24 protein-coding genes are annotated in these 26,128 nt (G+C 57.7%); 9 read left to right on the top strand and 15 right to left on the bottom strand.

Features of this window, described 5'->3' with window-relative positions; all coding sequences use genetic code 11:
- Window positions 1–2: 2 nt before the first annotated feature.
- From lpxA to pyrH, 11 genes are all read right to left on the bottom strand, one after another.
- Window positions 3–788, bottom strand: a complete 786-nt coding sequence (lpxA, locus tag G6R15_RS05365; RefSeq protein WP_164658737.1) for an acyl-ACP--UDP-N-acetylglucosamine O-acyltransferase — start codon at window positions 786–788, stop codon at window positions 3–5.
- 3 nt (window positions 789–791) lie between these two features.
- A complete protein-coding gene (gene fabZ / locus G6R15_RS05360; RefSeq protein WP_164658736.1) occupies window positions 792–1,256 on the bottom strand; it encodes a 3-hydroxyacyl-ACP dehydratase FabZ in 465 nt (154 codons plus the stop codon).
- A gap of 71 nt (window positions 1,257–1,327) precedes the next feature.
- Window positions 1,328–1,918: an OmpH family outer membrane protein gene (locus G6R15_RS05355; RefSeq protein ID WP_240336664.1), complete on the bottom strand. Its 591-nt coding sequence runs from the start codon at window positions 1,916–1,918 to the stop codon at window positions 1,328–1,330.
- A 7-nt stretch (window positions 1,919–1,925) separates the two neighbouring features.
- Window positions 1,926–4,286 carry an outer membrane protein assembly factor BamA gene (gene bamA, locus G6R15_RS05350; RefSeq protein WP_164658734.1) on the bottom strand — a complete coding sequence of 787 codons (2,361 nt, stop codon included), beginning with the start codon at window positions 4,284–4,286 and terminating at the stop codon, window positions 1,926–1,928.
- 129 nt (window positions 4,287–4,415) lie between these two features.
- Window positions 4,416–4,541 (bottom strand): hypothetical protein, encoded by a 126-nt coding sequence (locus G6R15_RS23000; protein WP_255456122.1) that lies wholly within the window; start codon window positions 4,539–4,541, stop codon window positions 4,416–4,418.
- Between the two features lie 95 nt (window positions 4,542–4,636).
- Entirely contained in the window at window positions 4,637–5,983 is a 1,347-nt protein-coding gene (rseP, locus tag G6R15_RS05345) for an RIP metalloprotease RseP (protein WP_164658733.1), read from the bottom strand.
- Window position 5,984: 1 nt separating this feature from the next.
- On the bottom strand, window positions 5,985–7,160 hold the full coding sequence (gene dxr / locus G6R15_RS05340) for a 1-deoxy-D-xylulose-5-phosphate reductoisomerase (RefSeq protein ID WP_164658731.1): 1,176 nt from the start codon (window positions 7,158–7,160) through the stop codon (window positions 5,985–5,987).
- Window positions 7,160–7,942, bottom strand: coding sequence for a phosphatidate cytidylyltransferase (locus tag G6R15_RS05335; RefSeq protein ID WP_164658730.1), 783 nt, complete (start codon window positions 7,940–7,942; stop codon window positions 7,160–7,162). The genes dxr and G6R15_RS05335 overlap by 1 nt, the downstream gene beginning before the upstream one ends.
- Entirely contained in the window at window positions 7,939–8,670 is a 732-nt protein-coding gene (locus tag G6R15_RS05330; protein ID WP_164658728.1) for an isoprenyl transferase, read from the bottom strand. Before G6R15_RS05330 ends, G6R15_RS05335 begins: the two co-directional genes overlap by 4 nt.
- A gap of 12 nt (window positions 8,671–8,682) precedes the next feature.
- On the bottom strand, window positions 8,683–9,249 hold the full coding sequence (frr, locus tag G6R15_RS05325) for a ribosome recycling factor (protein WP_164658727.1): 567 nt from the start codon (window positions 9,247–9,249) through the stop codon (window positions 8,683–8,685).
- A 48-nt stretch (window positions 9,250–9,297) separates the two neighbouring features.
- Window positions 9,298–10,047 (bottom strand): UMP kinase, encoded by a 750-nt coding sequence (gene pyrH, locus G6R15_RS05320; protein ID WP_164658726.1) that lies wholly within the window; start codon window positions 10,045–10,047, stop codon window positions 9,298–9,300.
- Window positions 10,048–10,166: 119 nt separating this feature from the next.
- On the opposite strand from pyrH, the gene miaA reads away from it, so the two are divergent.
- The 6 genes from miaA to G6R15_RS05290 all read left to right on the top strand — a co-directional run bounded on the left by miaA (window position 10,167) and on the right by G6R15_RS05290 (window position 18,714).
- Window positions 10,167–11,051 carry a tRNA (adenosine(37)-N6)-dimethylallyltransferase MiaA gene (gene miaA, locus G6R15_RS05315; protein ID WP_164658725.1) on the top strand — a complete coding sequence of 295 codons (885 nt, stop codon included), beginning with the start codon at window positions 10,167–10,169 and terminating at the stop codon, window positions 11,049–11,051.
- A 97-nt stretch (window positions 11,052–11,148) separates the two neighbouring features.
- Window positions 11,149–11,967 (top strand): helix-turn-helix transcriptional regulator, encoded by an 819-nt coding sequence (locus G6R15_RS05310; RefSeq protein WP_164658724.1) that lies wholly within the window; start codon window positions 11,149–11,151, stop codon window positions 11,965–11,967.
- Window positions 11,968–12,192: 225 nt separating this feature from the next.
- Window positions 12,193–13,857, top strand: a complete 1,665-nt coding sequence (locus G6R15_RS05305) for an ABC transporter substrate-binding protein (protein WP_164658723.1) — start codon at window positions 12,193–12,195, stop codon at window positions 13,855–13,857.
- Between the two features lie 148 nt (window positions 13,858–14,005).
- On the top strand, window positions 14,006–15,052 hold the full coding sequence (locus tag G6R15_RS05300; protein WP_164658722.1) for an ABC transporter permease: 1,047 nt from the start codon (window positions 14,006–14,008) through the stop codon (window positions 15,050–15,052).
- A 14-nt stretch (window positions 15,053–15,066) separates the two neighbouring features.
- The gene (locus G6R15_RS05295) at window positions 15,067–16,533 is read left to right on the top strand and encodes an ABC transporter permease (RefSeq protein WP_164658721.1); all 1,467 of its coding nucleotides are present in this window, start codon (window positions 15,067–15,069) and stop codon (window positions 16,531–16,533) included.
- Between the two features lie 93 nt (window positions 16,534–16,626).
- The gene (locus G6R15_RS05290; RefSeq protein WP_164658720.1) at window positions 16,627–18,714 is read left to right on the top strand and encodes an ABC transporter ATP-binding protein; all 2,088 of its coding nucleotides are present in this window, start codon (window positions 16,627–16,629) and stop codon (window positions 18,712–18,714) included.
- A 247-nt stretch (window positions 18,715–18,961) separates the two neighbouring features.
- On the opposite strand, the gene G6R15_RS05285 is transcribed toward G6R15_RS05290, so the two are convergent.
- Together G6R15_RS05285 and G6R15_RS05280 are read right to left on the bottom strand one after the other, a co-directional pair.
- Window positions 18,962–20,113: a cytochrome-c peroxidase gene (locus G6R15_RS05285; RefSeq protein WP_164658719.1), complete on the bottom strand. Its 1,152-nt coding sequence runs from the start codon at window positions 20,111–20,113 to the stop codon at window positions 18,962–18,964.
- 109 nt (window positions 20,114–20,222) lie between these two features.
- A complete protein-coding gene (locus G6R15_RS05280; RefSeq protein WP_164658718.1) occupies window positions 20,223–20,801 on the bottom strand; it encodes a lytic transglycosylase domain-containing protein in 579 nt (192 codons plus the stop codon).
- A 215-nt stretch (window positions 20,802–21,016) separates the two neighbouring features.
- Between G6R15_RS05280 and ssb the strand changes: the two genes are divergently transcribed.
- Window positions 21,017–21,568, top strand: a complete 552-nt coding sequence (gene ssb / locus G6R15_RS05275; protein WP_164658717.1) for a single-stranded DNA-binding protein — start codon at window positions 21,017–21,019, stop codon at window positions 21,566–21,568.
- A 21-nt stretch (window positions 21,569–21,589) separates the two neighbouring features.
- Complete coding sequence (locus G6R15_RS05270) at window positions 21,590–22,660, top strand: site-2 protease family protein (RefSeq protein ID WP_164658716.1); 1,071 nt, start codon at window positions 21,590–21,592, stop codon at window positions 22,658–22,660.
- Between the two features lie 4 nt (window positions 22,661–22,664).
- On the opposite strand, the gene aroB is transcribed toward G6R15_RS05270, so the two are convergent.
- Together aroB and G6R15_RS05260 are read right to left on the bottom strand one after the other, a co-directional pair.
- A complete protein-coding gene (aroB, locus tag G6R15_RS05265; protein ID WP_164658715.1) occupies window positions 22,665–23,777 on the bottom strand; it encodes a 3-dehydroquinate synthase in 1,113 nt (370 codons plus the stop codon).
- 6 nt (window positions 23,778–23,783) lie between these two features.
- The gene (locus tag G6R15_RS05260) at window positions 23,784–24,383 is read right to left on the bottom strand and encodes a shikimate kinase (RefSeq protein ID WP_164658714.1); all 600 of its coding nucleotides are present in this window, start codon (window positions 24,381–24,383) and stop codon (window positions 23,784–23,786) included.
- A gap of 218 nt (window positions 24,384–24,601) precedes the next feature.
- On the opposite strand from G6R15_RS05260, the gene G6R15_RS05255 reads away from it, so the two are divergent.
- Entirely contained in the window at window positions 24,602–26,125 is a 1,524-nt protein-coding gene (locus G6R15_RS05255; RefSeq protein ID WP_164658713.1) for a hypothetical protein, read from the top strand.
- Window positions 26,126–26,128: the final 3 nt, after the last annotated feature.

Genomic DNA, 26,128 nt, shown 5'->3' with positions numbered 1-26,128 from the left:
GCTCAACTCCCCGGTGTCAGGAAAGACCGATCTGTATCGCCCACAACAAAATTGACGATCTCTTGCACGTAGTCGCTGTCAAATTCGTCGCTCATGCGTTGAATGCGGTTCTGGAACGTGCCCTCACCCTGAGCCATCATCTGGAAGGCCGCCCTAAGCGCGGTGATGTCCGCCCGCGGCACGCCGCGACGTTTCAGGCCCACCAGGTTCAGCCCGTGCAGCTCGCCGCGTGGCGCTTGCACCAGACCGTAGGGGATCACATCATTTGTTACCATGGTCACGGCACCGACGATGGCACCCTTGCCGATGCGCACAAACTGATGCACGCCCGAGAGCCCCCCGATGATCACATCGTCTTCGATGATGCAGTGGCCCGCAACAGCCGCAGAATTAACCACAATCACGTTGTTGCCGATCTGGACATCATGGGCGATGTGGCACCCGGCCATAAACAGATTGTCGTCGCCCACCTTGGTGATGCCACCGCCGCCCTCGGTGCCTGGGTTCATAGTGACATGTTCGCGAACGCGATTGCGCTTGCCGATCACCAGCGTGCATTTCTCGCCCTTGAATTTAAGGTCTTGCGGGATTTCCCCGACGACTGCGAAGGAAAAGATGGTGGAATCATCACCGATCTCGGTGTCGCCGGTCACGACCACATGCGACTTCAACTCGACCCGGTCGCCAAGGCGGACATTGGGGCCGATGACGCAGAACGGACCAACGATGCAGTCGGCGCCCAACTGGGCGCCTTCTTCGATCACCGCGCTTGGGTGTATCTGAGACATGCCTCAGCCCTCTTGCCGGTCGATCATGGCTGTAAACTCGGCCTCGGCCGCGACCTCGTCCCCGACGACGGCCTTGCCGTGGAATTTGAAGATTTTTCCACCCGGTTTACCGCGCACCGTTGTCACATGCATTTCCAGCACGTCACCCGGTACCACCTTGCGACGGAATTTGCATTTGTCGATGTTCATAAAATAGATCAACATCTCAGTGTCGATCATGTCCATGCCAACACCTAGCATCACGCCCGCGGTCTGCGCCATCGCCTCGACAATGGTGACACCGGGCATGATCGGAGCGCCAGGAAAATGACCCTGGAAATGCGGCTCGTTCATGGTCACATTCTTGATTCCACGCGCCGATGTGAAGCCATCAATATCCTCGACCCGGTCAACCAATAGAAACGGATAGCGATGCGGAAGGATGCGCTGGATCAGCTGGATGTCGGCGCTCTGAGTTTCTGTGGTCATGACGCAGGTGTCCTGTCTTAACTTTTTGTTGATGTTTGACTAACAACCCCAGCCAGTCAGAGCAAGCTTTGCTATTGCTGTGGGTCCGTCGCAATCCGCGCCCCGTCACCCAAGGCGACGTTCACTCGGGATATGGCAATGGCCGTGATATCAGCTGCTGGATCGGCCAGAATGACCGTCGATTGCTCGATCAGTACAGCCGCACCCGCTTCGCGGCGCAGATCTTCAAGAATAGGTACAATGACCTGCAAAAACTCGGCGCGGGCGATGTCGCCTTTTTGGTTGAGCGCTTCATATTTGCGTTTCTGCGTGGTCCGGTGGGTTTGCACCTTTTGGTCAAAGGCGTCAGCCAGCACCCGGAATGCACTGGCGTCCAAGGTCTTGCGACGCTCGGTCAGCTCCTGCTCTTCCTGCTCCAGCTCACCCTCGATCCGTCGGTTTTCTGCTGCAAGTACGGCACTTTCAGCATCAATCTCGTTGGCGATGCGCTGACCGAACTGGGATTCCGCAAACAGGCGCTCTATCGAAATTGTCAGGATCTGGCTTTGCGCCACCCCCAACTGCTGCGCCTGAATGGTCGGAACCCAGAGTGTTCCCGCGAAAAGAAAACACAGGGCCAGAACTCGGCCCCGTGTCATTGTGAGAATGGAACTCAGCTTCATTCCAGGCTCAGAACCGGGCCTGAATGGTCAGGTCAAAGCTCTGTTCCTTGTCAAATGTTTCCTTTTTCAAGGCCTTTGAAAAGTTGAAGCGCAACGGGCCAAAAGCCGTAGTCCAGAGCACCGAGAACCCGATCACCTGGCGGAACGATCCCCCTGCACCCACGATCGTACCACCTGTCGTATTCACGTTCTTGAGGTCCCACAGGTTACCGACATCATAGAAAAGACCGCCACGGATACCCAGTTCTTCGGGCAGACCCAGCGGGAATTCGGCCTCAAAACGTGCTACGGCATAATAGTTGCCACCCAAAGCGTCGTCTTGACCACCTGACAGGTCGCGCGGACCGATACCAGCAGGCTCAAACCCACGGAAGACATCGGGACCAAAGATAAAGCGGTCAATGGTCCGGCTGGAACCGGTACCGCGCCAGCTGAACGCACCCGCCTCCAATGTTGCGCGCAACGTCACCTCTTCGTGCCAAACACGCGTTTGAGCGATCGTCTTCGCTGACGTCTTGAAGTACTTGTTGTCGCCCCCAAGACCGGCGGCATCCAGGCCAACCTCAAAACGAACACCGGCATTGGGGTTCAAGCCACCCAAGCGGCTGTCATAAACATAGGACGCCCCAATCGTGCTGGACGAACGCTCACCTTGTGCGATTTCCGAGGTAATCACAGTACCGGTCGTTGTATTGGAACGGGCCAGCATCTCGCTGGCTTCCCAGCGATAACGCAACGCCAACGTCGAGAGCTCACCCGTTGCAAAGGTCAACGCGGGATTAAAGAACTTTCGCGAGGTGTCATAGTTGGCAAAGCTCGAATTTCGCGCCGCCAATCCCAGATCCAGGTCGAACTTGAGATTGCGACCAAGCAAATGAGGTTCAGAAAAACCCAGAATATACTGCTCGGCGTCTTGGGCAGTCGATAGGGTAACGCCCAAAGTCTGGCCCCGGCCAAGGAAGTTACTTTCGCTCAGTCCAATAGCGATACCGAAACCGTCGTTTACCGAGTAACTACCGCCCAGGCTCAGTGAGCCAGTGGGCTGCTCTTCGACGTCCACGTCGACAAACACGCGGTCCGGGGTCGAGCCTTCACGGGTTTCGACGTTCGATTCTACAAAGAACCCAAGAGCACGAATACGCTCGGCGCTTTCGCGAATCTCACGCGGGTTGAACGGGTCACCTTCGACCGAGCGGAACTGTTGACGGATCACTCGGTCCAGCGTGGTGGTGTTGCCTTCGATGTCGATGCGTTCAACAAAGATGCGCGGGCCTTTGACCAAGGCAAATTCCACATCCAGCGTCAGATCACGGTCATTGCGCGTGATGCGCGGTTCGACCCGCAGGAAATCAACGCCGTTGCGCAGACCCAGACGTTCCTGGCGGGCGATCGAATTTTCTACCAGAGACGGCGAATAGACCACCCCCGGCTTAACCTTGAGTGCGTCCTGATACTCGGCTGCGTTCACGCCCTTGATCTCGCTGACTGTGGTGATCTGGCCAAAAGAGAACTGCTGCCCTTCCTGCACATCAAGAACAAGGAAAAAGGCGTCACGTTCACGAGTGAATTCAACGTTCGAGCTGTTGACGCGGAAATCGATGTAGCCGCGAGAAAGGTAAAAATCACGCAGTACCTGTTTGTCGAACTCGATCCGGTCGGCGATAAAGGTGTCTGACCGGATGAAGGCCCGCAGGAAGCCGGCCTGCTTTGTTTCCAGCACCCGGCGAAGGCGGCGATCCGAATAGGCACGGTTGCCAACAAAGCTGACGCGCTCGATCTCGATGGTGTCGCCTTCGCTGATCTCGAACACCAGATCAACACGGTTGCCATCACGTCGGATGATGCGTGGTACAACGGTGGCGGCCACTCGGCCCTGCGCCGAATAAATCTCGGCGATGGTTTGAGCGTCCCGTTCAGCCTGCTCGGGCGTGAACACACGACGGGATTCCGAACCCACCGCCTCGATCAGGTTTTCATCCTTGATCCGGCGGTTGCCTTCGAAATTGATCTTGTTGATCGTGGGATATTCACTGACCTTGATCACAAGAGTGCTACCACGCGGGATAATCTCGACTGTCTCAAAAACGCCACTGTCAAGAATACGCTTATAGGCATCGTTCAACTGACCCGCCGAAACTTGTTGCCCCCGAGCGATTCCCGCCCGCGTCACAATGGTCGATGTTTCGATACGTTGGTTGCCCTCAACCTGGACGGAATTGAACGTGTAATTCTGGGCTGCCGCCTGGGACGGAAAAACCGCCAAGGTCGCTGCAAAAGCAAAGAAAAATACAAACAGTACCCGATACAACATGTAGGAGCCTGAAATCTGATAACCGCAGGATGTTCCTGCGTCTCTCCCGTTATTCATCTTTTTATCAACCCGAATTTTTAGCAGACTTACGCAGTTCACTAGCCGGATTGAAGCACGATGTCAAAAGCACAAAAAGACACGCGGCCCAGAGGACCGCGTGTCAATGTCATACCAATTTTATGAGAATCAAAGGCTTCCCAGATACGCCCCGAGCATGAGCGCAAAAGCGATGGTGCCGAGATAGAGCAACCTGTCCCAGTTCAACTCGAACAATAGGCTCAATCCGCGATACGAATGCTGCAAGGTTTGCATGGTCCCGATCCTCTGGAGTTCATCTTTCCCAGAAAACTACCCCGCGAATGTGGCGAGACTTGGGCACCTCTGCGGCGGCCGTGCGACCTCCTTGATCAGCAGAAAAGATCGTTGCCGACCGAAAACACCATCAACGACAACACCAGCGTGATGCCAATTGACATCAGAATACGCAGCGCGCGATCGCTAGGAGGTTTGCCCGAGACAGCCTCGTATGCATAAAACACCAGGTGGCCACCATCCAGAACCGGCACGGGGAACAGGTTGATCAACCCGACGGCCGTCGACAACACAGCAATGAACCAGATGAAGCTTTGCGCGCCCTGGCTGGCCAAAGCTCCGGATGTTTCTGCAATGCCGATAGGCCCCGAGATGTTGCAGGTGCTGATTGCCCCCGTGATCATGTGCCAAACGCCTGACAGCGACCCTTCGATAATACGTTTGGTCTGCGCCACCCCGCCCGACAAGGCGTCGATGGGACCGGCTGTCTGAGTCGCAGGAACCAGCGCCATGCCCCCGACGATACCGATACGCCAATGGGTTTTGAATCCGCCTTCGGCCTGCGGTTCATCCGTGCGGCGTGGAGCCAAGGCAAATTCCAGCATTGCACCATCGCGCCACACATCCAGCAGCAGGACTCGACCGTCCGAGGATTCCACATGCTCTTTGAGTTGCGAAAAGGCATAGATCGGTTCGCCCTCGATGGCCGTAATCACGTCGCCGGACTTCAACTCGATGTCAAAGGCAGCGCTGCGCGGTGCGACCTGCTGAATATACGGCGGGAACAACCAAGGGCCGGTCACGGTCATCGTTAGACCATCGCGAATGATGCCATAGTCCAGCTGAAGCTGTGGCTCGAGCCCGTCGACAAAGGCATCCCATTGTTGCGGTTCATCGAAGCTGGGTGTGGGCACGCCGTTGATCGACGTGATTTCATCACCGATCCGCAGCTCTTGCACCGAGCTGGGCAACGTCCTGAGGTCGCCCACGGTCAGCGGGTCGGTTGCCTCGCCCCGAAACATGAAAATCGCCGCAAACACAAGAATCGACATGATAAAGTTAAACACCGGCCCCGCCGCAACAGTGGCAGAGCGGGCCCAAAGCGGCGCGCCATGCATAGTGCGGCGCAGGGTCTCGGGATCTTCGATGGCTTCCATCGCGTCTGGATCCTTGCCCGAGGCCGCGTTGGCATCGCCCATGAACTTGACGTAGCCGCCAAAAGGCAACAGTGCCAGCTGCCAGCGGGTGCCACGCTTGTCCACGCGGCTGTAGATCACCGGGCCAAACCCAAGCGAAAAAACCTCGGGGTGAATGCCAGACCAGCGACCCACGATGTAGTGGCCGTATTCATGTACGAACACGATGACCGACAGCGCCAGGACAAAGGCCGCAATGGTATACATCGCGCCGCCAAATTGGGGAATCAATCCAAGAAAATCCACGTTACCTACCTGCTCGCTGTGCCATTGTTTCGTCGGCCCATTTCCGGGCCAGATGGTCTGTTTGGGTGACGTTATCAAGGGTCATTTGGGCATCAATAAGACCCGGATTGGCCTCAAATCGGTCCAACACCTGCTCGACCACCCGCGCCATGTCCAAAAATCCGATGCGCTCGGCAATGAATGCATCTAGCGCACGTTCCTTGGCGGCGTTAAACACCGCGCCGGACAAGCCACCTCGATTCATCACGTCATACGCCAGACGCAAAGCCGGATAGCGCGCGTCATCCGGCGCCTTGAAATTGAGCTGCCCCAGCTGTGCCAAATCCAGCCGCGCGACCGGCAGATCCAGCCGTTCGGGCCAATGCAGTGCGTACCCGATGGCATGACGCATGTCTGGCGCACCAAGATGCGCCATCAGGGCACCATCGCGGAACCCCACAAGCGAATGCACCATGGATTCAGGATGGATTATCACCTCGATCTGAGACGGGTCGACACCAAAGAATTCCCGCGTTTCAATAACTTCGAGCGCCTTATTGAACATCGACGCGCTGTCAATCGTGATCCGCTGCCCCATGTCCCAATTCGGGTGACTCGACGCCTCAGACAAAGTCGCGTGCGCGAGCGCTTCCAAGGGCCATTCGCGGAACGCGCCACCACTGGCGGTGATGATGATCCGTTCGACCGCGGTTATGTCTTCGCCCACCAAGGCCTGAAAGATCGCTGAATGCTCGCTGTCCACGGGCAGCAGACGGGCGCCGTGACGACGTGCCGTTTCCAGAACCAGTTGCCCGGCACAGACCAGCGTTTCCTTGTTGGCCAGTGCCAGCGTCGCACCTTGTTTAAGAGCCTCTAGCCCCGGTGCAAGCCCGACCGCGCCAACAATTGCCGACATGACCCAATCGGCAGGGCGTGCGCCCGCCTCGATCAGGGCCGCCTGCCCCGCTGCAACCTTGATCCCGGTTCCGGACAAAGCATCGCGCAGTTCGCCCAGACGGGAATCGTATGCCGTGATCGCAATGTCAGCATTCAAACGTTTGGCGTCCTGCGCCAACAGCGCTATGTTTGCCCCGCCGGTGAGCGCCACGACATCATAACTGTCTGGATCGCGGGCGATCAGATCGACGGTGTTTTGTCCGATGGATCCTGTCGCCCCGAAAATCGAGACTTTCCGCATCACATATCTCCGGGTGCGTAAAGTAGCCCAGCCAACAGGACAAACAAGGCGGCCCCCATCATCCCGTCAAACCGGTCTAAAAACCCACCGTGCCCAGGGATCAGGTGCGAACTGTCCTTGATACCCACGCGCCGCTTGAGCGCGCTTTCGGCAACATCGCCGGCTTGTGAGAACATCGAAGCCAGGACCGAGATGATGACCAGCCGAACACCATAGCCACCATAAGCGGCAAAGGCCACACCGACCAACGCCGCAGCGATCCAGCCACCTGCGGTGCCGGACCAAGTCTTTTTGGGGCTAACTGCGGGCCAGAACTTGGGACCGCCAATAGCTTTGCCGGCAAAGTATCCGGCAACGTCTGTCGCCACCACAACGCCGATCAGCCACAACATCCATTCAAAGCCCATGTTCTCGCGGATCGAGATAAAGCCGAGCCCTGCACAAGTGATCCAGATGGCAAAAACCGCATACAGCCCCTTGCGGGCCCCGATCTGCCCAACGCCCACCAAGGCAGGCGCCAGAAGCACGGGCAGCACAAAAATGGCCGGGATATGAAAGCTCAGCAACACCGCAGCAGCAGTCAGGATCGCCAGTTGAATGGCCACCTGCCGTTTGTCGGGATCTACCATCCGGACCAGCTCCCAGATCATGATCCCGCAAGCCACAGCGATGAAGGCTTCGAACCACAATCCGCCCAGCCAAACTTCGATCGCACCAATGGCGACCAACACGACAGCCGACCCAACACGTGCCGACAGGTCTGCCCACCGTCCGTCGCTCATGGCTTCACGGTCCCGAACCGGCGATCACGTTTTCCAAAACTACGACACAGGCGACCCAGCTCTTCGGCGGAAAAATCCGGCCACAGCGTGTCGATAAATTCATACTCAGAATAGGCCGACTGCCAAAGAAGGAAGTTCGAGATGCGCGCCTCGCCACTGGTTCGGATCACCAGATCTGGATCAGGTAAAACCTGTGTATCCAGATACTTGGGCAGCGTTTCCTCGTCCACTTCACCGGGGTCCAGTTTGCCGTCGGCCACGTCTTGGGCCAATTGTTTGGTGGCGCGCGCCACCTCATCCCGGCCGCCGTAATTGAGCGCGATGGTCAGGTGAACCCGATCGTTGTTTTCGGTCAGTTCTTCGAGGCTGTCCATCAGCTTGATCAGCTTGGGATCCAAACGCACCCGGTCACCAATGAAACGGACGCGCACGCCCTCTTCGTCCAGCGCCCGCGCTTCTTTGGTAATGTAACGGCGAAACAAGCTCATTAGGCCGGCAACTTCGACCTGCGTTCGTTTCCAATTTTCTGTCGAAAAGGCAAAAATGGTCAAATATTTCACGCCGTAGTCAGGGCAAGCCTCGACCACTTCGCGGACACGTTTGGCACCGGCGTGATGGCCGAACAAACGGGGACGACCCCGCGCCTGGGCCCAACGACCGTTGCCATCCATGATGATGGCAACGTGGCGTGGACCTGCGGGAAGGTCGGAATGCGGGTCTTTGGGCATCAATTGAACCGCTCAGACCTGCATAATTTCGGCTTGCTTCGTCTCAAGCGCTGCGTCCACGGCCGCAATGTGCTTGTCAGTCAGATCTTGTACTTCGGTTTCCCAGAACTTCTGATCGTCCTCGGACACGTCACCGTCGGATTTGGCTTTCTTGATCTGATCCATGCCGTCGCGACGAACATTGCGGACGGAAACGCGCGCGTTTTCGGCGTAGCTGCCGGCAACCTTAGTCAATTCACGGCGGCGTTCTTCGTTCAGCTCGGGGATCGGCAGCATGATGATCGTGCCGTTGAGCTGAGGGTTGATGCCCAAACCGCTTTCGCGGATGGCCTTTTCGACCTTGTTCACCAGCGATTTGTCCCAAACGTTGATGGTGACCATGCGCGGTTCGGGCACGTTCACGGTGCCCACCTGGTTGATCGGCGTCATCGAGCCATAGGCGTCGACCATCACCGGTTCCAGCATCGAGCCAGACGCGCGGCCTGTCCGCAACGAGGCAAATTCGGTTTTCAGATTGGCCATCGCGCCATCCATGCGGCGCTCAAGGTCATCTGTATCAAGCATAAATTCGTCAGACATGCTGCCCACTCCCCTTAACAGGATTATCGGTTGCCAAAGGCTATAGCCCTAGCTGGATACCTTTGTATAGGTGCCCCTGCCGGCCAGAATGCCACGGAACCCACCCGGTTCGTCCAGTCCAAAGACGATCAAAGGCAAATTGTTGTCGCGCGCCAACGCAATTGCCGAAGCATCCATGACCCGCAGGCGCTTTGCCAGAACGTCGTCATAGCTGACCGCATCATAGCGTACAGCGTCGTCATTTGTGGCCGGGTCCTTGTCATAGACACCATCCACACCGTTCTTACCCATAAAGATCGCCTCACACGCCATTTCATTGGCGCGCAGGGTCGCTGCTGTATCCGTGGTGAAATAAGGGTTGCCGGTGCCCGCGGCAAAGATGCAGACCCGTTTCTTTTCCAGGTGACGCACCGCCCGGCGACGGATGTAAGGTTCTGCCACTTCATCCATGCGAATAGCGCTGATGACACGGGTAAAGACGCCTACGCCTTCCAGGGCGGATTGCATCGCCAGCGCGTTCATCACCGTGGCCAGCATCCCCATATAGTCGGCCGTGGTCCGTTCCATCCCCTGAGCCGAGCCGCTGAGACCGCGGAAAATATTGCCCCCGCCGATAACCATGCAGATTTCGACACCCAGATCGTGCACGGTCTTCACTTCTCTTGCGATGCGCTCGACTGTCGGCGGATGCAGACCAAAGCCCTGGTCTCCCATCAATGCCTCCCCCGATATTTTCAGCATAACGCGATTATAAGTTGTTTCGGTCTGCTCGATCTCGGAAGAGGAGTTTGAGGTCATGTTGCGCTCCGGGCTCACACGGGGTTAATTTCTCGCGCAAAATGAAGGAAAAGGCCGTCAGGTTCAATGCGGCATGAGACAGGACAGGGCAGGAATTTCATGGGTCATCGGAAAAACACATGTCACTGCTAGCTCAATTGCCCCCAATCACGGACAACCGGCCCATCCTGATCGCGGGTCCGACGGCTTCTGGAAAGTCGGCGCTGGCGTTGGAAATTGCCGAACGGCACGGGGGCGTCATCATCAACGCCGATGCAAGCCAGATATATGACTGCTGGCGCGTAATCACCGCCTGCCCGTCCAAAGAAGAAGAAGCACAAACCCCCCATCACCTGTATCGACATATCCCCTATGACGCGACCTATTCTGCCGGGCATTGGATGCGCGAGGTCACACCCTATCTGACCGGTCCCGAACGCCCGATCATTGTGGGCGGCACCGGCCTTTACTTTAACACGTTGACCCAAGGCATGGCCGATATCCCGGCCACCCCGCCCGAAATCCGCCAATGCGCCGACCAAATGACGCGTGAGGCACTGCTGGCCGAGCTTGATCCGGAAACGGCATCGCGCATCGACATACGCAACCGGGCACGGGTTCAACGCGCGTGGGAGGTTCTGACAACCACGGGCCGTCCGCTGGCCTCGTGGCAGGATGACACGCCGCCGCCCCTTTTGCCGTTGGATCAGACCCTGCCGATCGTTTTTGACGTCGACAAGAACTGGCTGAATGATCGCATTGCCCGCCGCTTTGACCTGATGCTTGAAATGGGCGCTTTGGATGAAGTTGAAGCGATGCGTGATCGTTATGACCCGGTGCTACCATCCTGCAAGGCAATCGGGGTGCCCGAGTTGATGGCGTATTTGAACGGCGACATGACAATAAGCGCGGCGCGGGAACGCGCCAGCATCGCGACACGGCAGTTCGCCAAGCGTCAGCGAACCTGGTTTCGCGCCCGAATGAAAGATTGGATGCGGGTCACGCCGCGCCTCACGCGGATGTGAACACGTCGCTCAACCGTCGGAAATCGTTGATTCCTCACATTTTCCATGTTGTAGTTCACGGTCAATAAATGGGGCAGATTTCTGAATTTCCTAATTGATGACTTTTGATCCGATCGAGTCGCCGTTGATCCGTTTGCGATCCTTGGCGCAGATGACACAAGCCGGGCGTTGGCAGCTTGAACTGCCGCACGACCGGTCCGAACATACGCTTGTCTGGATCACACGGGGACAGGGCACTGCTCTGCTGGATGGGGTCAAAGTCGGGCTTGGCGCACACAACGCCCTGTTTGTTCCCTCTCGTAATCTGATGAGCGTTTCGACGGGTCGGCAGGCCCTAGGCCACGTTCTCTTGATCCCGCCGGGCAACACGCTCACACTGCCAGAAACACCGCTGCATTTGCGGGTGCGAGACGGCACTGTGCAGGCAGAGATGACCGGCCTGCTTGAAGCGATTATGCGCGAGCAGACCTCTGAGAAGCCCTTGTCACAAAGTGCTATGCTTGCGTCTTGTGATCTGGTGGGCATTTGGTTGCGCCGCAACATCGAGAGTAGCCCAACCTCCAGACGCGAACCTGCATCGCGGCGATTGACGCGCCGGTTTTTCGCACAGCTTGTGACCACCTTTGCCGAAGGGCGCACCATGGCTGATCACGCAGCGGCCCTTGGGGTGACTCCCACGCATCTGACTCGCGTCTGCAAGTCTGAAACCGACGAAACCGCCGCCTCGCTGTTGACTGGGCGAATCCTACATGCGGCCCATCAGCTGCTTGGGGCGACGAATGTTTCGATGCAGGACATCGCACAGCATCTGGGCTTTGGCAGTGCGGCGTATTTCACCCGCTTTGTGCAGCAGCACACGGGCCAGTCCCCAACTGCACTTCGACGCACGATCAAGATTGACCCAGCGTGCAGTTAAGGAATCGCCGCAAAATACAAGTCGTTTTTTTACCGACCAAATGTCGTTTTTTTACCTCGGAATGACGAAAGAGAACATTGACGTATCCCGAAATCTGGTGCGGAATGACGTGCATGGGGAATTGCCACTTCCACGACAGATACATCCACGACGCAGAACCGCGCCGTTCGCCGGTTCGCGTCGTGTGAGCTTCCAACAACAAAAATGCGTCACAGGGAGAATTAGATGACACATAAAACACTCACAGGTGCACCCGTACATTGGGCCGCCGAAATGCATGCACAAGAATTTCGCGACGGTAAACTCAACCGTCGTGAGTTCCTGACCCGTGCCACCGGCCTTGGCGTCACTGCCGCCGCTGCCTATGGCTTGATTGGGTTGTCTGCGCCTGCCGAAGCTGCCGGAGCAGCCAAAGAAGGCGGCACGCTGCGCATCCAGATGGAAGTGCGCGCGCTCAAGGATCCTCGGACCTATGACTGGTCGCAAATCGCCAACTTCAGCCGCGGCGCATTGGAGTACCTGGTCCAATACAACTCGGACGGTACGTTCAACGGCATGCTGCTGGAAAGCTGGGAAGTCAACGAAGACGCGACCGTCTATACGCTGAACGTGCGCAAGGGCGTCAAGTGGAACAACGGTGACGACTTTACCGCCGAAGACGTGGCCTTTAACGTTGCTCGCTGGTGTGACAAGAGTTCGGAAACCAACTCGATGGCCGGTCGTTTCGCGACGCTCGTCGACACCGAGACCGGTCAGGCCATCGAAGGTGGCATCGAAGTTGTCGACAGCCACACCGTCAAGCTGAACCTACCCGCGTCCGACATCTCGCTGATCCCCGGCATGGCCGATTATCCGGCCGCCATCGTTCACAATAGCTTTAGCGAGAACGACTTGCTGAACAATGTCGGCACCGGTCCCTATTCGATGGAATCGCTCGAAGTTGGCGTGAAATCGGTACTGGTTCGCAATGAAGGCCACACCTGGTGGGGTAACGATGTCTTTGGCAAGCCGCCGCTCGACCGGATCGAATTCATCGACTACGGCACCGACCCGTCGGCATGGCTGGCAGCGCTGGAATCCGACGAAGTCGACATGCTGTATGAATCGGTTGGCGAATTCGTCGACGTGATGGACGGCCTGGGCTATGTGAAGTCCGAAGTTGTCACCATGAATTCGATCGTGATCCGCCCGAACCAATTGGCCGAAGTGGATGGCATGAAGCCCTACGCGGACAAACGCGTTCGTCAAGCTCTGCAGATGGCTGTCGACAACTCGATCTGTCTGGAACTGGGTTTTGGTGGCCGCGGCGAACCGGCCGAAAACCACCACGTTGGTCCAATTCACCCCGAGTACGCCGAACTGCCGCCCCAAAAGGTCGATCCCGAAGGCGCGCGCAAGCTGATGGAAGAGGCCGGTATGGCCGATTTCGAGCACGAGCTGCTGTCGATCGACGACGACTGGCGCCGCAACACCACCGACGCCGTCGCCGCGCAGCTGCGTGACGCAGGCATCAAGGTCAAGCGGACCGTTCTACCGGGCAACACTTTCTGGAACGACTGGGCCAAGTATCCTTACAGCTCGACCAACTGGAACCACCGTCCGTTGGGCGTGCAGATCTGGGCGCTGGCCTATAAATCTGGTGAAGCTTGGAACGAATTTGGCTGGGCCAACGAAGAGTTCGACGGCATCCTGACCGAAGCGTTGGCCATTGCGGACGCAGACAAGCGCCGCGAAGTCTCGGCCCGTGGTCAGGCGCTGATCCAGGAAGAGGGCGTGACCGTTCAGCCATACTGGCGTTCGCTCTATCGCCACATGAAAGAGGGTCTGGTTGGCACCGACATGCACGTCTCGTTCGAGATGCACCTCTATCAATACGGCTGGGCAGCCTAAGCTGACCGCCTGAAAAATCTCCCAATTGGGGGGCCGACATTCGGCCCCCCTATCCAGCCGCAGACAGCCGAGTGCCAAGCACCGGTGTCAGAGGCCAGACAATGGTCCAAAACTGTACTGCGGATAGACCTGACCGACAGGGGCCATCATGGGACTGTTCATACTCCGACGGTTTGGCGTTATGCTGTTAACAGCGCTTTGCCTTACTTTCGTGGTCTTCTTTCTGACCAACCTTTATCCAAACCTTGAAAAACTGGCCAAGACCCAAGGCAACCAGCGCATGAGCGACGAGCAAGTCGCCAACTGGTTGGAAAACAGGGGTTATTCACAGCCGTTGCTGATAAAATACGGCCAGTGGCTGGGTGTTGCGCCCGGCTTTACCAACACGCTGAGCGACGGCCAAGTGGTTGGCAACTGTATCCGACCCGGCATAGCGCCTGAAGATGCCCCCAATTTCTGTGGGGTGCTGCAAGGCGAATGGGGCCAATCCACAGTCTTCAAGGATGATGTGGGCGCCATCGTCTCAAAACGTTTGGGCAACACAGGTTACCTGATGTTCTGGGTTCTGGTCCTTATGGTCCCTTCAGCCCTGATCGTGGGCGTGTTGGCCGGGATGAAGGAAGGTTCGATACTGGACCGTTCGCTGTCCACCTTCTCGATCATCACGACCGCAACACCGGAATATGTCTCGGGCGTTATCTTCATTGCGATCTTCACCTCGTCCACGGTGGGCCTGAAATGGTTCAAGGGCACGGCGACTTCGGCAATGGATAACCCGACGTTTGAGAATTTCTTTCTACCGGTGCTGACCATCTCGCTTTATGGCATGGGCTATATCGCCCGGATGACCCGCGCCTCCATGACCGAGGTCATGACCGCGCAATACATCCGCACCGCACGGCTCAAAGGCGTTTCATTCCCGAACATCGTGATGAAACACGCCCTGCGCAACGCGCTGATCGCGCCCTTTACCGTCATCATGCTGCAGTTCCCATGGCTGCTGAACGGCGTGGTGATCGTAGAGACCTTGTTCAACTACAAAGGTTTCGGTTGGGCACTGGTTCAGGCCGCGGGCAACAATGACATCCAGCTCTTGTTGGGGATTTCAGTCGTATCGGTCTTTGTGGTGCTGTTCACGCAGCTCATCTCGGACATCGGCTATGTCTACCTCAACCCGCGCATTCGCATTTCATAAGGGAGGGTCGAGATATGGAACCACTTACCTGGACTGGCTCGATCAGTTTCCTCAACCCCGTCCTGATGATCATCATAGCAGCGCTGGCAGTTGCAATTGCCGTCTGGATCGCAATCGGTCTTCTTGACGCGGTGTCAGTGATAAACATCGAAGGCGACACAGCCACGTTATCCGGACCTGCTGCGTTCAATGAGCTTGTCAAAACGGGCATCCTGTATGTCTTTTACGCCCTTGTTGCGGTTGTTCTGGCATACCTTCTGCTTGGCGTGGTGATGGGTACAAACGCGGGCATCGTTGGTGCAATTTCCTATCAGTTCTCGTCCGTTTGGGTCGCTCTGATACTGCTGTTTGCACTGTCGATGGCCTTCAAACGTCGGCTTGGGCTTTATGGCAAACTTTATGACAGCCCCATTGGCATGATCGGTTTTGGCATTGTCATGTTCTGGGTTTTTGTCGGCATCTTTGGCGCAATGGATATGATCGTCACCCATGATCCTCTGTCGCAGGTGTCAGGAATGAAGAACAAGGTACCGGGTACACCGCTGCGCAATATCGAGGACGGGCAGTATGCCTGGTACTTGCTGGGCGGCGACAACCTGGCGCGCGATGTCTTTAGCCGCATGGTCAGCGGCGCCTGGATCGTGGTGCAGATCGCACCGCTGGCCACCCTGTTTGCGTTTATGGTTGGCATCACTCTTGGCCTGCCTGCAGGATACTATGGCGGTCGTCTGGACACGTTCCTGTCGTTCCTGGCAAACCTGATCCTGGCCTTCCCGGTGATCTTGCTGTTCTACCTTCTGGTGACGCCTGAAATCATCGCGACCGGTGTGCCGAACTATATGGCGGCCGTGCTGTTCATCTTCCCGATCGTGTTCATCGCGGTTTTGCTGAACTCGCGCTATTACACACGTCCCAATTTTCGCACGCCGCTGTTGACCGGGGTACTTGGATTGGCGATCTGGCTGTACTTGGCGCTGATTTCAACCAAAGGTTATGTGATCAACAACGATCAGACGACCATTCCCGGCTTGCCAACGGTGCTTGATCCGTTCGACATTCCCGGCGGTATTCTGGTGGTCTTTGTTTCGGTGGTCTTCGTCAACTCGCCCACGGTGTTCCGCATCGTGCGCGGTCTGGCGCTGGACATCAAAACCCGCGACTATGTGGCCGCCGCACAGACCCGGGGCGAAGGTCCGTGGTACATCATGCTGTGGGAGATCCTGCCCAACGCACGCGGCCCGCTGATTGTCGATTTCTGTCTGCGTATCGGGTACACGACGATCCTGCTGGGAACCTTGGGTTTCTTTGGCCTGGGTCTGCCGCCGGAAAGCCCGGACTGGGGCTCGACGATCAACGAGGGCCGCAAGCTCTTGTCGATCTACCTGCACCCTGCTCTGCCACCTGCCTTTGCGTTGCTGAGCCTGGTGTTGGGCCTGAACCTGCTGGCAGATGGTCTGCGCGAAGAAAGTCTTAAGGACTGATGTGATCGAGGCCGGGGGGCCAGCCCCCCGGACCCCCCGGGATATTTTTAGCCAGATGAAGGGGATTCCCGGACTCTCGCGAGGAGATACAAGATGAACAAAATGGCGGACTACGACGGCCCGATCCTGGAGATCGACAAGCTGTCCATCTCATTCTTCACCCGCCTGCGGGAAATCCCCGCTGTGATGGATTTCTCGGTCGCGGTGCAACCCGGCGAGGCCGTCGGTCTTGTAGGTGAATCAGGTTGCGGCAAATCCACTGTGGCGCTTGGTGTGATGCAAGATCTTGGCAAGAACGGCCGTGTCGTTGGCGGCACGATCAAGTTCAAAGGCCGCGATCTGGCGGAAATGAGCGCCGAAGAGTTGCGCGATATTCGCGGCAACGAAATAGCGATGATCTATCAGGAGCCGATGGCATCCCTGAACCCCGCGATGAAGATCGGCCAGCAATTGATGGAAGTGCCGATGATTCACGAGGGCGTGAGCAAGGACGAGGCGTACGCCCGCGCGTTGGATGTGGTCACGGATGTGCGTCTGCCCGACCCCGAGAGGATGTTGAATTCGTTCCCGCACCAGCTGTCGGGTGGTCAACAGCAGCGGATCGTCATCGCCATGGCACTGATGTCTAAGCCGGCCCTGCTAATTCTGGATGAACCCACGACCGCCTTGGACGTGACGGTCGAGGCCGCCGTGGTTGAATTGGTCAGGGATCTGGGCAAGAAATACGGCACCTCGATGCTGTTCATTTCGCACAACTTGGGGCTTATCCTGGAAACCTGTGACCGGCTGTGTGTGATGTATTCCGGCGAGGCGGTCGAGCGCGGCTCGATTAAGGATGTTTTCGACGAAATGCAACACCCCTATACACAGGCGCTGTTCCGCTCGATCCCGCTGCCAGGGGCCGACAAGAATGCACGCCCGCTGATCGCCATTCCTGGCAACTTCCCCCTGCCTCATGAGCGCCCACCCGGCTGCAACTTTGGCCCGCGCTGCGACTACTTTGAAGAGGGGCGTTGCGATGCTCAGGATATCCCGATGGATCCTGTACCGGGCAATGACCGTCATCACACCCGCTGCCTGAAATTCCAGGAGATCGATTGGAACGCACCGCTGGAACTGGCCGAGCAGAAGAAGAAGGGTGAGATCGGCAAGGTCGTCCTGAAGATGGACAACCTCAAGAAATATTATGAGGTGGCAGCCAATGCCCTGTTCGGAGGCGGGGAAAAGAAGGTGGTCAAAGCCAACGAGACCCTGTCGTTTGAGGCACGCGAATCTGAGACGCTTGCCATCGTTGGCGAATCCGGTTGTGGCAAGTCGACGTTTGCCAAAGTCCTAATGGGGCTTGAAACGGCCACCGATGGCCAGATCCTGCTGGACAATCGCAACATCGAAAGCCTGCCCATCGAAGAGCGTGACGCCAAGACCGTTGGCGAGGTTCAGATGGTGTTCCAGAACCCGTTTGACACGCTGAATCCGTCGATGACCGTCGGGCGGCAGATCATCCGTGCGCTGGAAATCTTTGGCATCGGAAAGTCCGAAGCCGAGCGCCGTCAGCGCATGTTGGAACTGTTGGATCTGGTGAAACTGCCGCGCGCCTTTGCAGACCGAATGCCGCGACAGCTGTCCGGTGGTCAAAAGCAGCGTGTTGGCATTGCCCGCGCCTTTGCCGGGGACGCCCGTATTGTGGTGGCGGACGAACCCGTCTCGGCGCTGGACGTGTCCGTGCAGGCGGCCGTGACGGACCTGTTGATGGAAATCCAGCGCGAGCACAAGACGACGTTGCTGTTTATCAGCCACGACCTGTCGATTGTGCGCTATCTGTCGGATCGGGTGATGGTCATGTATTTGGGCCATGTCGTCGAGCTGGGCACCACCGATCAGGTGTTCAGCCCGCCCTATCACCCCTATACAGAAGCATTGCTTTCGGCCGTGCCCATCGCCGACACCTCGATCGAGAAAGAGCATATCGTTCTCGATGGTGATATTCCGTCGGCCATGAACCCGCCTCCGGGTTGCCCATTCCAGACGCGGTGCCGCTGGAAATCCGAAGTGGGGGGTGGTCTGTGTGATAAAGAGGTTCCACCGGTGCGGACATTGGCCGACGGGCATCAGGTCAAATGTCATCTGAGCGACGAGACGCTGGAAAAGATGCAACCGGTGATCAAGATCGCAGCAGAATAACGCCCAAATTCCAACCCAACTGCAAACGGCTTGTCTGTCTTAGGCAAGCCGTTTGTTTTTATTTCAACCGTGCTCGTGGCTCTTCGCAATCCGAGACATCCGCCAATTCTTCAGCAGTTCGACTGAACTACTCGGCACAACGTGAGACATTGCCGGACCTGTGAACGTTGAGGCTTTCTAACTCCTCCAACCTAGGCCCGCGCAAAAGCAGCAATCACGCAAAGTGTATGCTGTTCTGCGGTTTGGCCTAGCGCGCTTCCAGCAGCGGTTCGTAGCGTGCGTCCGTGAGCGTTTTCAGGAACGCCACAAGGGCGTCGATGCGTTGATCGTCCAGGGCCGGCCCTTGGGTCAACTCCTTGACCGCCAAGTTCTGCGGCACTTCGGGCCAGCGCCAGGGTTCGCCGGTCTCGGGGTTGATCTGGCGCGCTTTGGCCTTGGTGTTGTATTTGTTGTAAAACAGAATGACCGTGCGTAGGTCGGTGAACACTCCGTTGTGCATGTAGGGACCTGTGACGGCCACATTGCGCAGCGTAGGTACCTTGAACTTGCCACCCTGCGCCGGGTCATCCACCAAGGGGTTTGCCAGAAGCCCCAGATCCTGGGTGTCCTTTGCCGTGCCGTTCACGGCCCGTGCGGTCAGGTTCGAAGGCACGCCGATGTTGCGATAGGTATAATCGGTAAAGGTCTCGGCCGGGTCCAACGGGCTGGTCTTCAATTGGTGGCACTGATTGCAGTTGGTGAACTGTTCCGAGAAGAAGAGCACGCGACCCAACTCTTCGTCCCGGCTCAAGTCCACTTCTCCGCGCAGGTAGCGATCATATTTACTGTCAAAGGGCGCGAACTGCTCGGTTTCTTCAAAGGCCGCTATGGCCTGTGTCATAGCCCCAAAGGCCTGATCGGGCTGGGTGATGATGTCCACCTCAAACAGGTTTTGAAACGCGGAGACGTACCCTGCATTTTCAGCCAGACGCATGGCGACTGCCGGTTTGTCCGTCATTCCCATCTCGATCGGGTTCAGGGGCGGCCCCCCCGCCTGCCCGGCCAGATCAGGCTCGCGCCCGTCCCAGAACATGCCACCGACCCACTCACCTTCTTCATTCAGGTGAAACGCAGGCGTCAACGCGGCATAACTTGCTGTCGGTGCATTTCGGTCCCCTAAAGACGCCCCATCATCCCCACGTGAAACGGCCTGTCCTGCGTCCGTATCGCGCGGGTCTGCAAACCCCGCCTCGGGGTCATGGCAGCTGGCACAACTTTGTGTGCGATTGGCCGAAAGGTTGGTGTCGAAAAACAGCGCCTCGCCCAAGGCCTCGATGCTGTCGAACGGCGCGGTTGCGCCCTGCAATGGGAACACAGCCACGGATATAGCAGTGGCAAAGCTGAAACGGGTCAGGGACATGCAGAGGGCTCCGATAGGTCAGGCCAGATCAATTAGCCCCAGGCCCTTAAGCCGGAACTTGATCCAGCGCAATTCCCATGTGTTTTTGTCAGAAAAGAGTCACGCAGCCTCAGCTGCCCCAGATCTTTTTAACGTAATTCTTTGTTTCTTTGTAAGGCGGCACGCCGCCATGCCGTTCAACCGCCTCGGGGCCTGCATTGTAAGCAGCCAGCGCCAGGCGCCAGGATTTAAACTTGCGGTACTGGCGCGACAAATACCGCGCCCCGCCATCAAGGTTCTCATACGGGTCCTTGGGGTTCACCCCCAGCGACCGGGCCGTGGCAGGCATCAATTGCGCCAGCCCCAAGGCCCCCTTGTGCGATTTCGCATGAGGGTTCCAGTTGCTTTCCTGCTGCACCAGACGCAGAAACAGCTCTTCGGGGACATTATGACGGCGTGCAGCTTTGCGCGCCATATCCATGTATTCGCCGCGATATTTGCCGGTATAGCGTTTGTCAAAGGTGCCATAAGCACTTGGCGGTTTCAGCCGTGTGGAATTTTCGTACTGGCTGGCCCCGCGGGTATCGAGCAGCTTGGCTTGATTGCGAAAAATGTCGCGACGGTTCTTGTTGGAAAACATGTCGGCGTGGACGGGAACTGATGTCAGTCCCATCGAAACAACCATAATCCCAAGGCCAAGCCTGCGCATGTTGTTGTTGTCCTGATCGTTCAACCTCGACCGGGAATATAGGGTATTTTAGCACGATTGAAAGCATTGCCTTAGTAGCAGCGACCCGTGGGCGGGAATCTGCGGGGCTTCAGCCCAGGATCGGATGTTTTAACCACGTTGCAGGCCGTATAGGGTCTGTTGACCAAACCGAAACAGATTCGGTTTACGCAGACAAAAACAACACGGGGAAAACCATGGCTGGCTCAGTCAACAAAGTCATTCTCATCGGCAACCTGGGCCGCGACCCCGAGGTGCGGTCGTTCCAGAACGGCGGCAAGGTGTGCAATCTGCGCATCGCAACCTCAGAAAACTGGAAAGACCGCAACACCGGCGAACGCCGTGAACGGACCGAGTGGCACTCGGTCGCGATCTTCAACGAGGGTCTCGTGCGCGTCGCCGAGCAGTATCTGAAAAAAGGGTCAAAGGTTTATGTCGAAGGGCAGCTGCAAACCCGCAAATGGCAGGACCAATCGGGTCAGGACCGCTATTCGACCGAGGTTGTGTTGCAGGGCTTCGGTTCGACCCTGACCATGCTGGACGGTCGTGGCGAAGGCGGCGGTGGTGGTGGTGGCGGCGGCTATGGCGGCGGCGGCGGCCAAGGTGGCGGTTACGGTGGCGGCGGCTATGACAGCGGCCCTGCGGGTGGCGGCGATCCCTATGGTGGCGGCAATCAAGGTGGCCAAGGTGGCGGCGGCGGTCGTGGACCAGCATCGGGTAGCATCGACGACGACGAGATCCCGTTCTAATGACGCACTAGGAGGACGCGCATGACATGGTCCTTTTCTGTGGGACGCCTTTTGGGCTCGGACCTCAGGATACATGTCACCTTCTTCCTTTTGCTCGCATGGGTTGGCCTGCGGGCCTATTCAAATCAGGGCTGGCCAGGGGCGATTGAAAACATCGCTTTTGTGCTGGCCCTTTTTGCATGTGTTCTGGCGCATGAGTTTGGCCATGCCCTGATGGCGCGGCGCTATGGGGTCAAGACACCGGACATCACGTTGCTGCCCATCGGCGGTCTGGCTCGGCTGGAACGGATGCCTGAGAAACCAGCGCAAGAAATCGCCGTCGCGCTAGCCGGTCCTGCGGTGAACGTTGTGATCTGGGGCGTGTTGATCTTGCTGGGGGCCTGGCCTCAATTCGACACGCTCAACAACATTGACACCCCGGCTGCGGATTTCATGTCGCGGCTGGCGGTGGTGAACCTGTTTTTGGCCATTTTCAACATGATCCCCGCCTTTCCGATGGACGGTGGCCGGGTGTTTCGCGCCTTTCTTTGTCTAACAATGGACAGGGTGCGGGCCACGCGCATCGCCTCGATCGCGGGCCAGGTAGTGGCTGTGCTGTTGGGTTTCAGCGGGTTGATGACCGGCAATCCAGTGCTCGTGCTGATTGCGGTCTTTGTTTTCGTCGCGGCCAATGCCGAAAATCAGGACGTTGCCATGCGCTCGATCTCGCGCAGGTTGCTGGCACGCGACGCCATGATCACCAGCTTTGAGCGGCTAAGCCCGGATGACACTCTGACCACCACCGCAGATGCGGTGATCCGCACAACCCAGCATGAGTTTCCAGTGGTTGACCATCAGGGTTATCTGTTGGGGTTCGTCACTCGTGAGCGGCTGTTTCAAGTGCTGGCCGAGGACACCCCGCGCAACACATCCGTGCGTGAGATCATCGACACCAATATCCCGCGTGTGCCGCTGACCACCGGATTGGAGGCTGTACTTGGCTCGCTGCACGAAGGTGCCGCCGCCGTGGCCGTCTGCACCCCTGACGGGCAGCTGATTGGCTATATCACGCGTGAGAATGTTGGCGAGCTGATGATCATAAAAGGGCGCTAACTTTTTAGGCAGTCGCCAGTGCATCCTCGAGCACCTGAACAACCGCGTCGGGCGGCACATCCGCAGTCACAAACGCCTCGCCAATCCCGCGTGCCAGGATAAAGCGCAGCTGGCCATCAACCACCTTTTTGTCCTGCCCCATCAGATCGACCAATGCTTGGGCGTTTGGCAGCTCTCCGGGAATGTCGGCCAGATCGGTCTTCATTCCCATCGCTTTTAGGTGGGCACGCACGCGGCTTGGATCCTCTTGCGAGCACAGGCCCAGACGGGACGACAGTTCAAACGCAAGGGCACAGCCGATGGCCACGCCTTCGCCGTGCAGCAGCCGGTCGGAATAATCCGTCGCCGCCTCAAGCGCGTGACAAAAGGTGTGCCCAAGGTTCAGCAGCGCACGCTCGCCCTGCTCTGTCTCGTCACGCGAGACGATGTCGGCCTTCATCTGGACCGAGCGTGTGACGGCCTCGACCCGAGCGATCATATCACCGGCAGCCAGCACAGGGCCTTGATGTTCCAACCAGTCAAAGAAATCAGCGTCTTCCAGCAGGCCATATTTCACAACCTCGCCGTAGCCGGCCAGGAAATCCCGCGCTGTGAGCGTACCTAGAACGGCCGTGTCGGCCAGCACCAGAGAAGGTTGGTGAAACGCACCAATCAAGTTCTTGCCCGCAGGCGCGTTGATGCCGGTCTTGCCGCCAACCGAACTGTCGACCTGAGCCAGCAGCGAAGTTGGGATTTGCACAAACCGCACCCCACGCCGCAGTACAGCCGCTGCAAACCCGGCCAAGTCACCAATGACCCCGCCGCCAAAGGCGACAACGATGTCGTTGCGTTCGATCTTTTGTTCCAGCAGCCATTCGACGGCTCGGGTGAATTGCGGCCAACGCTTGGTGCCTTCCCCCGCAGGCAACGCAAGCGACACCATTTCAACCCCGGCCTTGGCCAGACCTTGACGCAGGGCGTCCAAATGCAGTTCCGCTACGTTTTCGTCCGTCAACACAGCAACACGCGGGCGCGTTAGCAGCGGCGCGATCCAGTCACCCGCCTGATCAATCAGGCCTGGCCCGATCTGAACATCATAAGACCGTTGACCCAGATCGACATGTACCACTTGCTGCATCAACTTCTATCCTTGCTCGACAACATCCGGGCGGGTTTTCAAAACCTCGATCACCCGATCCACCATTTCCTCGATCGACGCCTCGCCATCAGAAACGGCAATCAGATCTGCCTGCGCATAAAGCGGTACGCGCGCCTCGTACAAGGCGCGCAACGTCGCACGCGGGTCAGATGTGCGCAGCAGCGGGCGCGTGTCCTTGTGCCGGACCCGGTTCCACAACACGTCCAGATCGGCCTTAAGCCAGACCGACGCGCCACGCTCGGAAATCATTGCGCGGTTTTCGGGCGACAAAAACGCCCCACCACCAGTCGAGAGCACGCAACACGTATCTTCCAGCAACCGCCCGATCACCTGACTTTCCTTGGCGCGAAAGAATGGCTCTCCATCGCGCTCGAAAATCTCAGGTATCGACATGTTGGCTGCTGATTCGATTTCGGCATCGCTATCAAGGAAAGGAACCCCCAACCGCACGGCCAAAGCGCGCCCCACTGCCGTTTTGCCGGCACCCATCATGCCCACCATGACTATGGTTTTCCTGACTTTAAGGTCGTTGTCCCCAAGGTTATTTGCAGGGCTATGGGCCGTGTTATGCTCAATTTCACTCATTCTTCAGTGAATGACGTGATCTTGTGAAAAAGGCCAGTTATAACTTGGTCAAAAGAACAAATTGAGGCTGCGAGGCGTAATGGGTCGCTTGATCAAATTTCTGGTGTATGTCCTGTGTCTGTGTGTAATCGGATTGGTAGGATATGCTTACGTTGGCCCCTTCTTTGGCGTCGACTTTTCGGCGCCACAGTCCGAGATAACGCAACCGGTGATATTGAATGCGGACTAGCGTTTTCCTTTTTCTGTTTTGCGTTCCAGCCGTCGGTTTGGCCCAGCAACCGCTTTCCGCAATCGATTGGTTGAAACAAACTGCCCCGGTGAACCTGCCGGGCACTGTATTGCTTGAGCCGCCGGTATCCAAATCTGGTCTTGGTCCCGAAATCGAAACCACGCCGCTTGAGGCGCTGACACCCCCCTTGGGGCTTGTTGCATCAAACGTGACCGGCTTGCCAGTTGATCTGTGGTCGGGCAGTGATCCTGAACGGCTGGCCGAGATGATCGACCGCATCAACGTGCGCGGTAGCCCGGCAATGCAGACGCTTCTTTTTACCCTACTGCTATCCGAAACGCGCGCTCCCCAAGGCGCCGCTGCGGGCGAGGCCATGCTGTTGGCCCGTCTGAATCGATTGATGCAATTGGGTGCTGTCGATCCGACACAAGCCCTGGTGCAACTGGCGGGGCCCACCGACACCAAGGACCGGTTTCAGCGCTGGTTCGACGCCACGCTGCTTACCGGAGACGAAGATCGCGCTTGCGGGGCGTTGATCGCGGCGCCCTACTTGTCCAACGATTACCGCCACCAGATCTTTTGCAAGGCCCGTCTGGGCGATTGGCAATCAGCTGTGCTGACACTGGAAACCGCCCATGCGCTGGAACTGTTACCACCCGAAGAGCTGGCGCTGCTTGATCGGTTTCTAAGCCCTGACATCTTTGAGGGTGCCCCGCCCCTGCCACAACCACAAAGGCCAGACCCGCTGACTTTTCGCCTGTTCGAAACGATTGGCGAGCGTTTGCCAACCGCGTCTTTGCCACGCGCCTTTGCCACTGCCGACTTGCGTGACATTGCTGGGTGGAAGGCGCAGCTGGAGGCCGCTGAGCGGTTGACCCGCATAGGTGCTTTGACCCCCAACCATCTGCTGGGGCTTTATACCGACCGGCAGGCCGCCGCCTCGGGTGGTGTTTGGGACCGGGTGCGCGCCGTGCAGAGATTTGAAACGGCGCTGAGCACCGGCAATGAGGTCGCCATTGGCAAGGCACTCAGCACTGTTTGGAAGGCAATGAAGGATGTACAGCTCGAGGTCGCCTTTGCCGACCTGTTCGCCGATCAACTGGCGACCCAGCGGCTATCCGATCCTGACGCCGCAAGCCTGGCCTGGCGCATTCGCCTGCTGGCTGACACATATGAAGATGCTGCGCGCAATCCGCCCAGCAACTCGCAGATGCACACCTTCCTGGCCGCCCTGGCGCAAGGTGACCCAGGGCGCGCCTTTGCGCCGAACAAACAGTCGCAGGCGATTTCGGACGGATTTGCCGATAATCCAGAACTGCCAATGGACGTGCAACGCACCATCGAAAGCGGTCATTTGGGTGAAGGGATCTTGATGGCGATGGACCTGTTCATTCGCGGCGCTCGTGGCAATCAGGCGGACCTGACGTCGGCGCTGGCTACGTTCCGATCGGTGGGGTTGGAGGACACGGCGCGCCGGGCGGCTTTGCAACTGATGCTCTTGGGCCGGGGATAGCAC

This window comes from Tropicibacter sp. Alg240-R139 (genome assembly GCF_900537075.1).
Lineage (GTDB): Bacteria > Pseudomonadota > Alphaproteobacteria > Rhodobacterales > Rhodobacteraceae > Falsiruegeria.
Note: the sequence above shows the minus strand (reverse complement) of the source record. Positions and strands in the feature narration are given on the sequence as shown.

Excerpts from the sequence above, each read along its gene's own strand:
- lpxA (WP_164658737.1), bottom strand. The coding sequence starts at position 788 with ATGTCTCAGATACACCCAAGCGCGGTGATCGAAGAAGGCGCCCAGTTG.
- fabZ (WP_164658736.1), bottom strand. The coding sequence starts at position 1,256 with ATGACCACAGAAACTCAGAGCGCCGACATCCAGCTGATCCAGCGCATC.
- G6R15_RS05355 (WP_240336664.1), bottom strand. The coding sequence starts at position 1,918 with ATGAAGCTGAGTTCCATTCTCACAATGACACGGGGCCGAGTTCTGGCC.
- bamA (WP_164658734.1), bottom strand. The coding sequence starts at position 4,286 with ATGAATAACGGGAGAGACGCAGGAACATCCTGCGGTTATCAGATTTCA.
- G6R15_RS23000 (WP_255456122.1), bottom strand. The coding sequence starts at position 4,541 with ATGCAAACCTTGCAGCATTCGTATCGCGGATTGAGCCTATTGTTCGAG.
- dxr (WP_164658731.1), bottom strand. The coding sequence starts at position 7,160 with ATGCGGAAAGTCTCGATTTTCGGGGCGACAGGATCCATCGGACAAAAC.
- G6R15_RS05335 (WP_164658730.1), bottom strand. The coding sequence starts at position 7,942 with ATGAGCGACGGACGGTGGGCAGACCTGTCGGCACGTGTTGGGTCGGCT.
- G6R15_RS05330 (WP_164658728.1), bottom strand. The coding sequence starts at position 8,670 with ATGCCCAAAGACCCGCATTCCGACCTTCCCGCAGGTCCACGCCACGTT.
- frr (WP_164658727.1), bottom strand. The coding sequence starts at position 9,249 with ATGTCTGACGAATTTATGCTTGATACAGATGACCTTGAGCGCCGCATG.
- pyrH (WP_164658726.1), bottom strand. The coding sequence starts at position 10,047 with ATGACCTCAAACTCCTCTTCCGAGATCGAGCAGACCGAAACAACTTAT.
- miaA (WP_164658725.1), top strand. The coding sequence starts at position 10,167 with ATGTCACTGCTAGCTCAATTGCCCCCAATCACGGACAACCGGCCCATC.
- G6R15_RS05310 (WP_164658724.1), top strand. The coding sequence starts at position 11,149 with ATGACTTTTGATCCGATCGAGTCGCCGTTGATCCGTTTGCGATCCTTG.
- G6R15_RS05305 (WP_164658723.1), top strand. The coding sequence starts at position 12,193 with ATGACACATAAAACACTCACAGGTGCACCCGTACATTGGGCCGCCGAA.
- G6R15_RS05300 (WP_164658722.1), top strand. The coding sequence starts at position 14,006 with ATGGGACTGTTCATACTCCGACGGTTTGGCGTTATGCTGTTAACAGCG.
- G6R15_RS05295 (WP_164658721.1), top strand. The coding sequence starts at position 15,067 with ATGGAACCACTTACCTGGACTGGCTCGATCAGTTTCCTCAACCCCGTC.
- G6R15_RS05290 (WP_164658720.1), top strand. The coding sequence starts at position 16,627 with ATGAACAAAATGGCGGACTACGACGGCCCGATCCTGGAGATCGACAAG.
- G6R15_RS05285 (WP_164658719.1), bottom strand. The coding sequence starts at position 20,113 with ATGTCCCTGACCCGTTTCAGCTTTGCCACTGCTATATCCGTGGCTGTG.
- G6R15_RS05280 (WP_164658718.1), bottom strand. The coding sequence starts at position 20,801 with ATGCGCAGGCTTGGCCTTGGGATTATGGTTGTTTCGATGGGACTGACA.
- ssb (WP_164658717.1), top strand. The coding sequence starts at position 21,017 with ATGGCTGGCTCAGTCAACAAAGTCATTCTCATCGGCAACCTGGGCCGC.
- G6R15_RS05270 (WP_164658716.1), top strand. The coding sequence starts at position 21,590 with ATGACATGGTCCTTTTCTGTGGGACGCCTTTTGGGCTCGGACCTCAGG.
- aroB (WP_164658715.1), bottom strand. The coding sequence starts at position 23,777 with ATGCAGCAAGTGGTACATGTCGATCTGGGTCAACGGTCTTATGATGTT.
- G6R15_RS05260 (WP_164658714.1), bottom strand. The coding sequence starts at position 24,383 with ATGAGTGAAATTGAGCATAACACGGCCCATAGCCCTGCAAATAACCTT.
- G6R15_RS05255 (WP_164658713.1), top strand. The coding sequence starts at position 24,602 with ATGCGGACTAGCGTTTTCCTTTTTCTGTTTTGCGTTCCAGCCGTCGGT.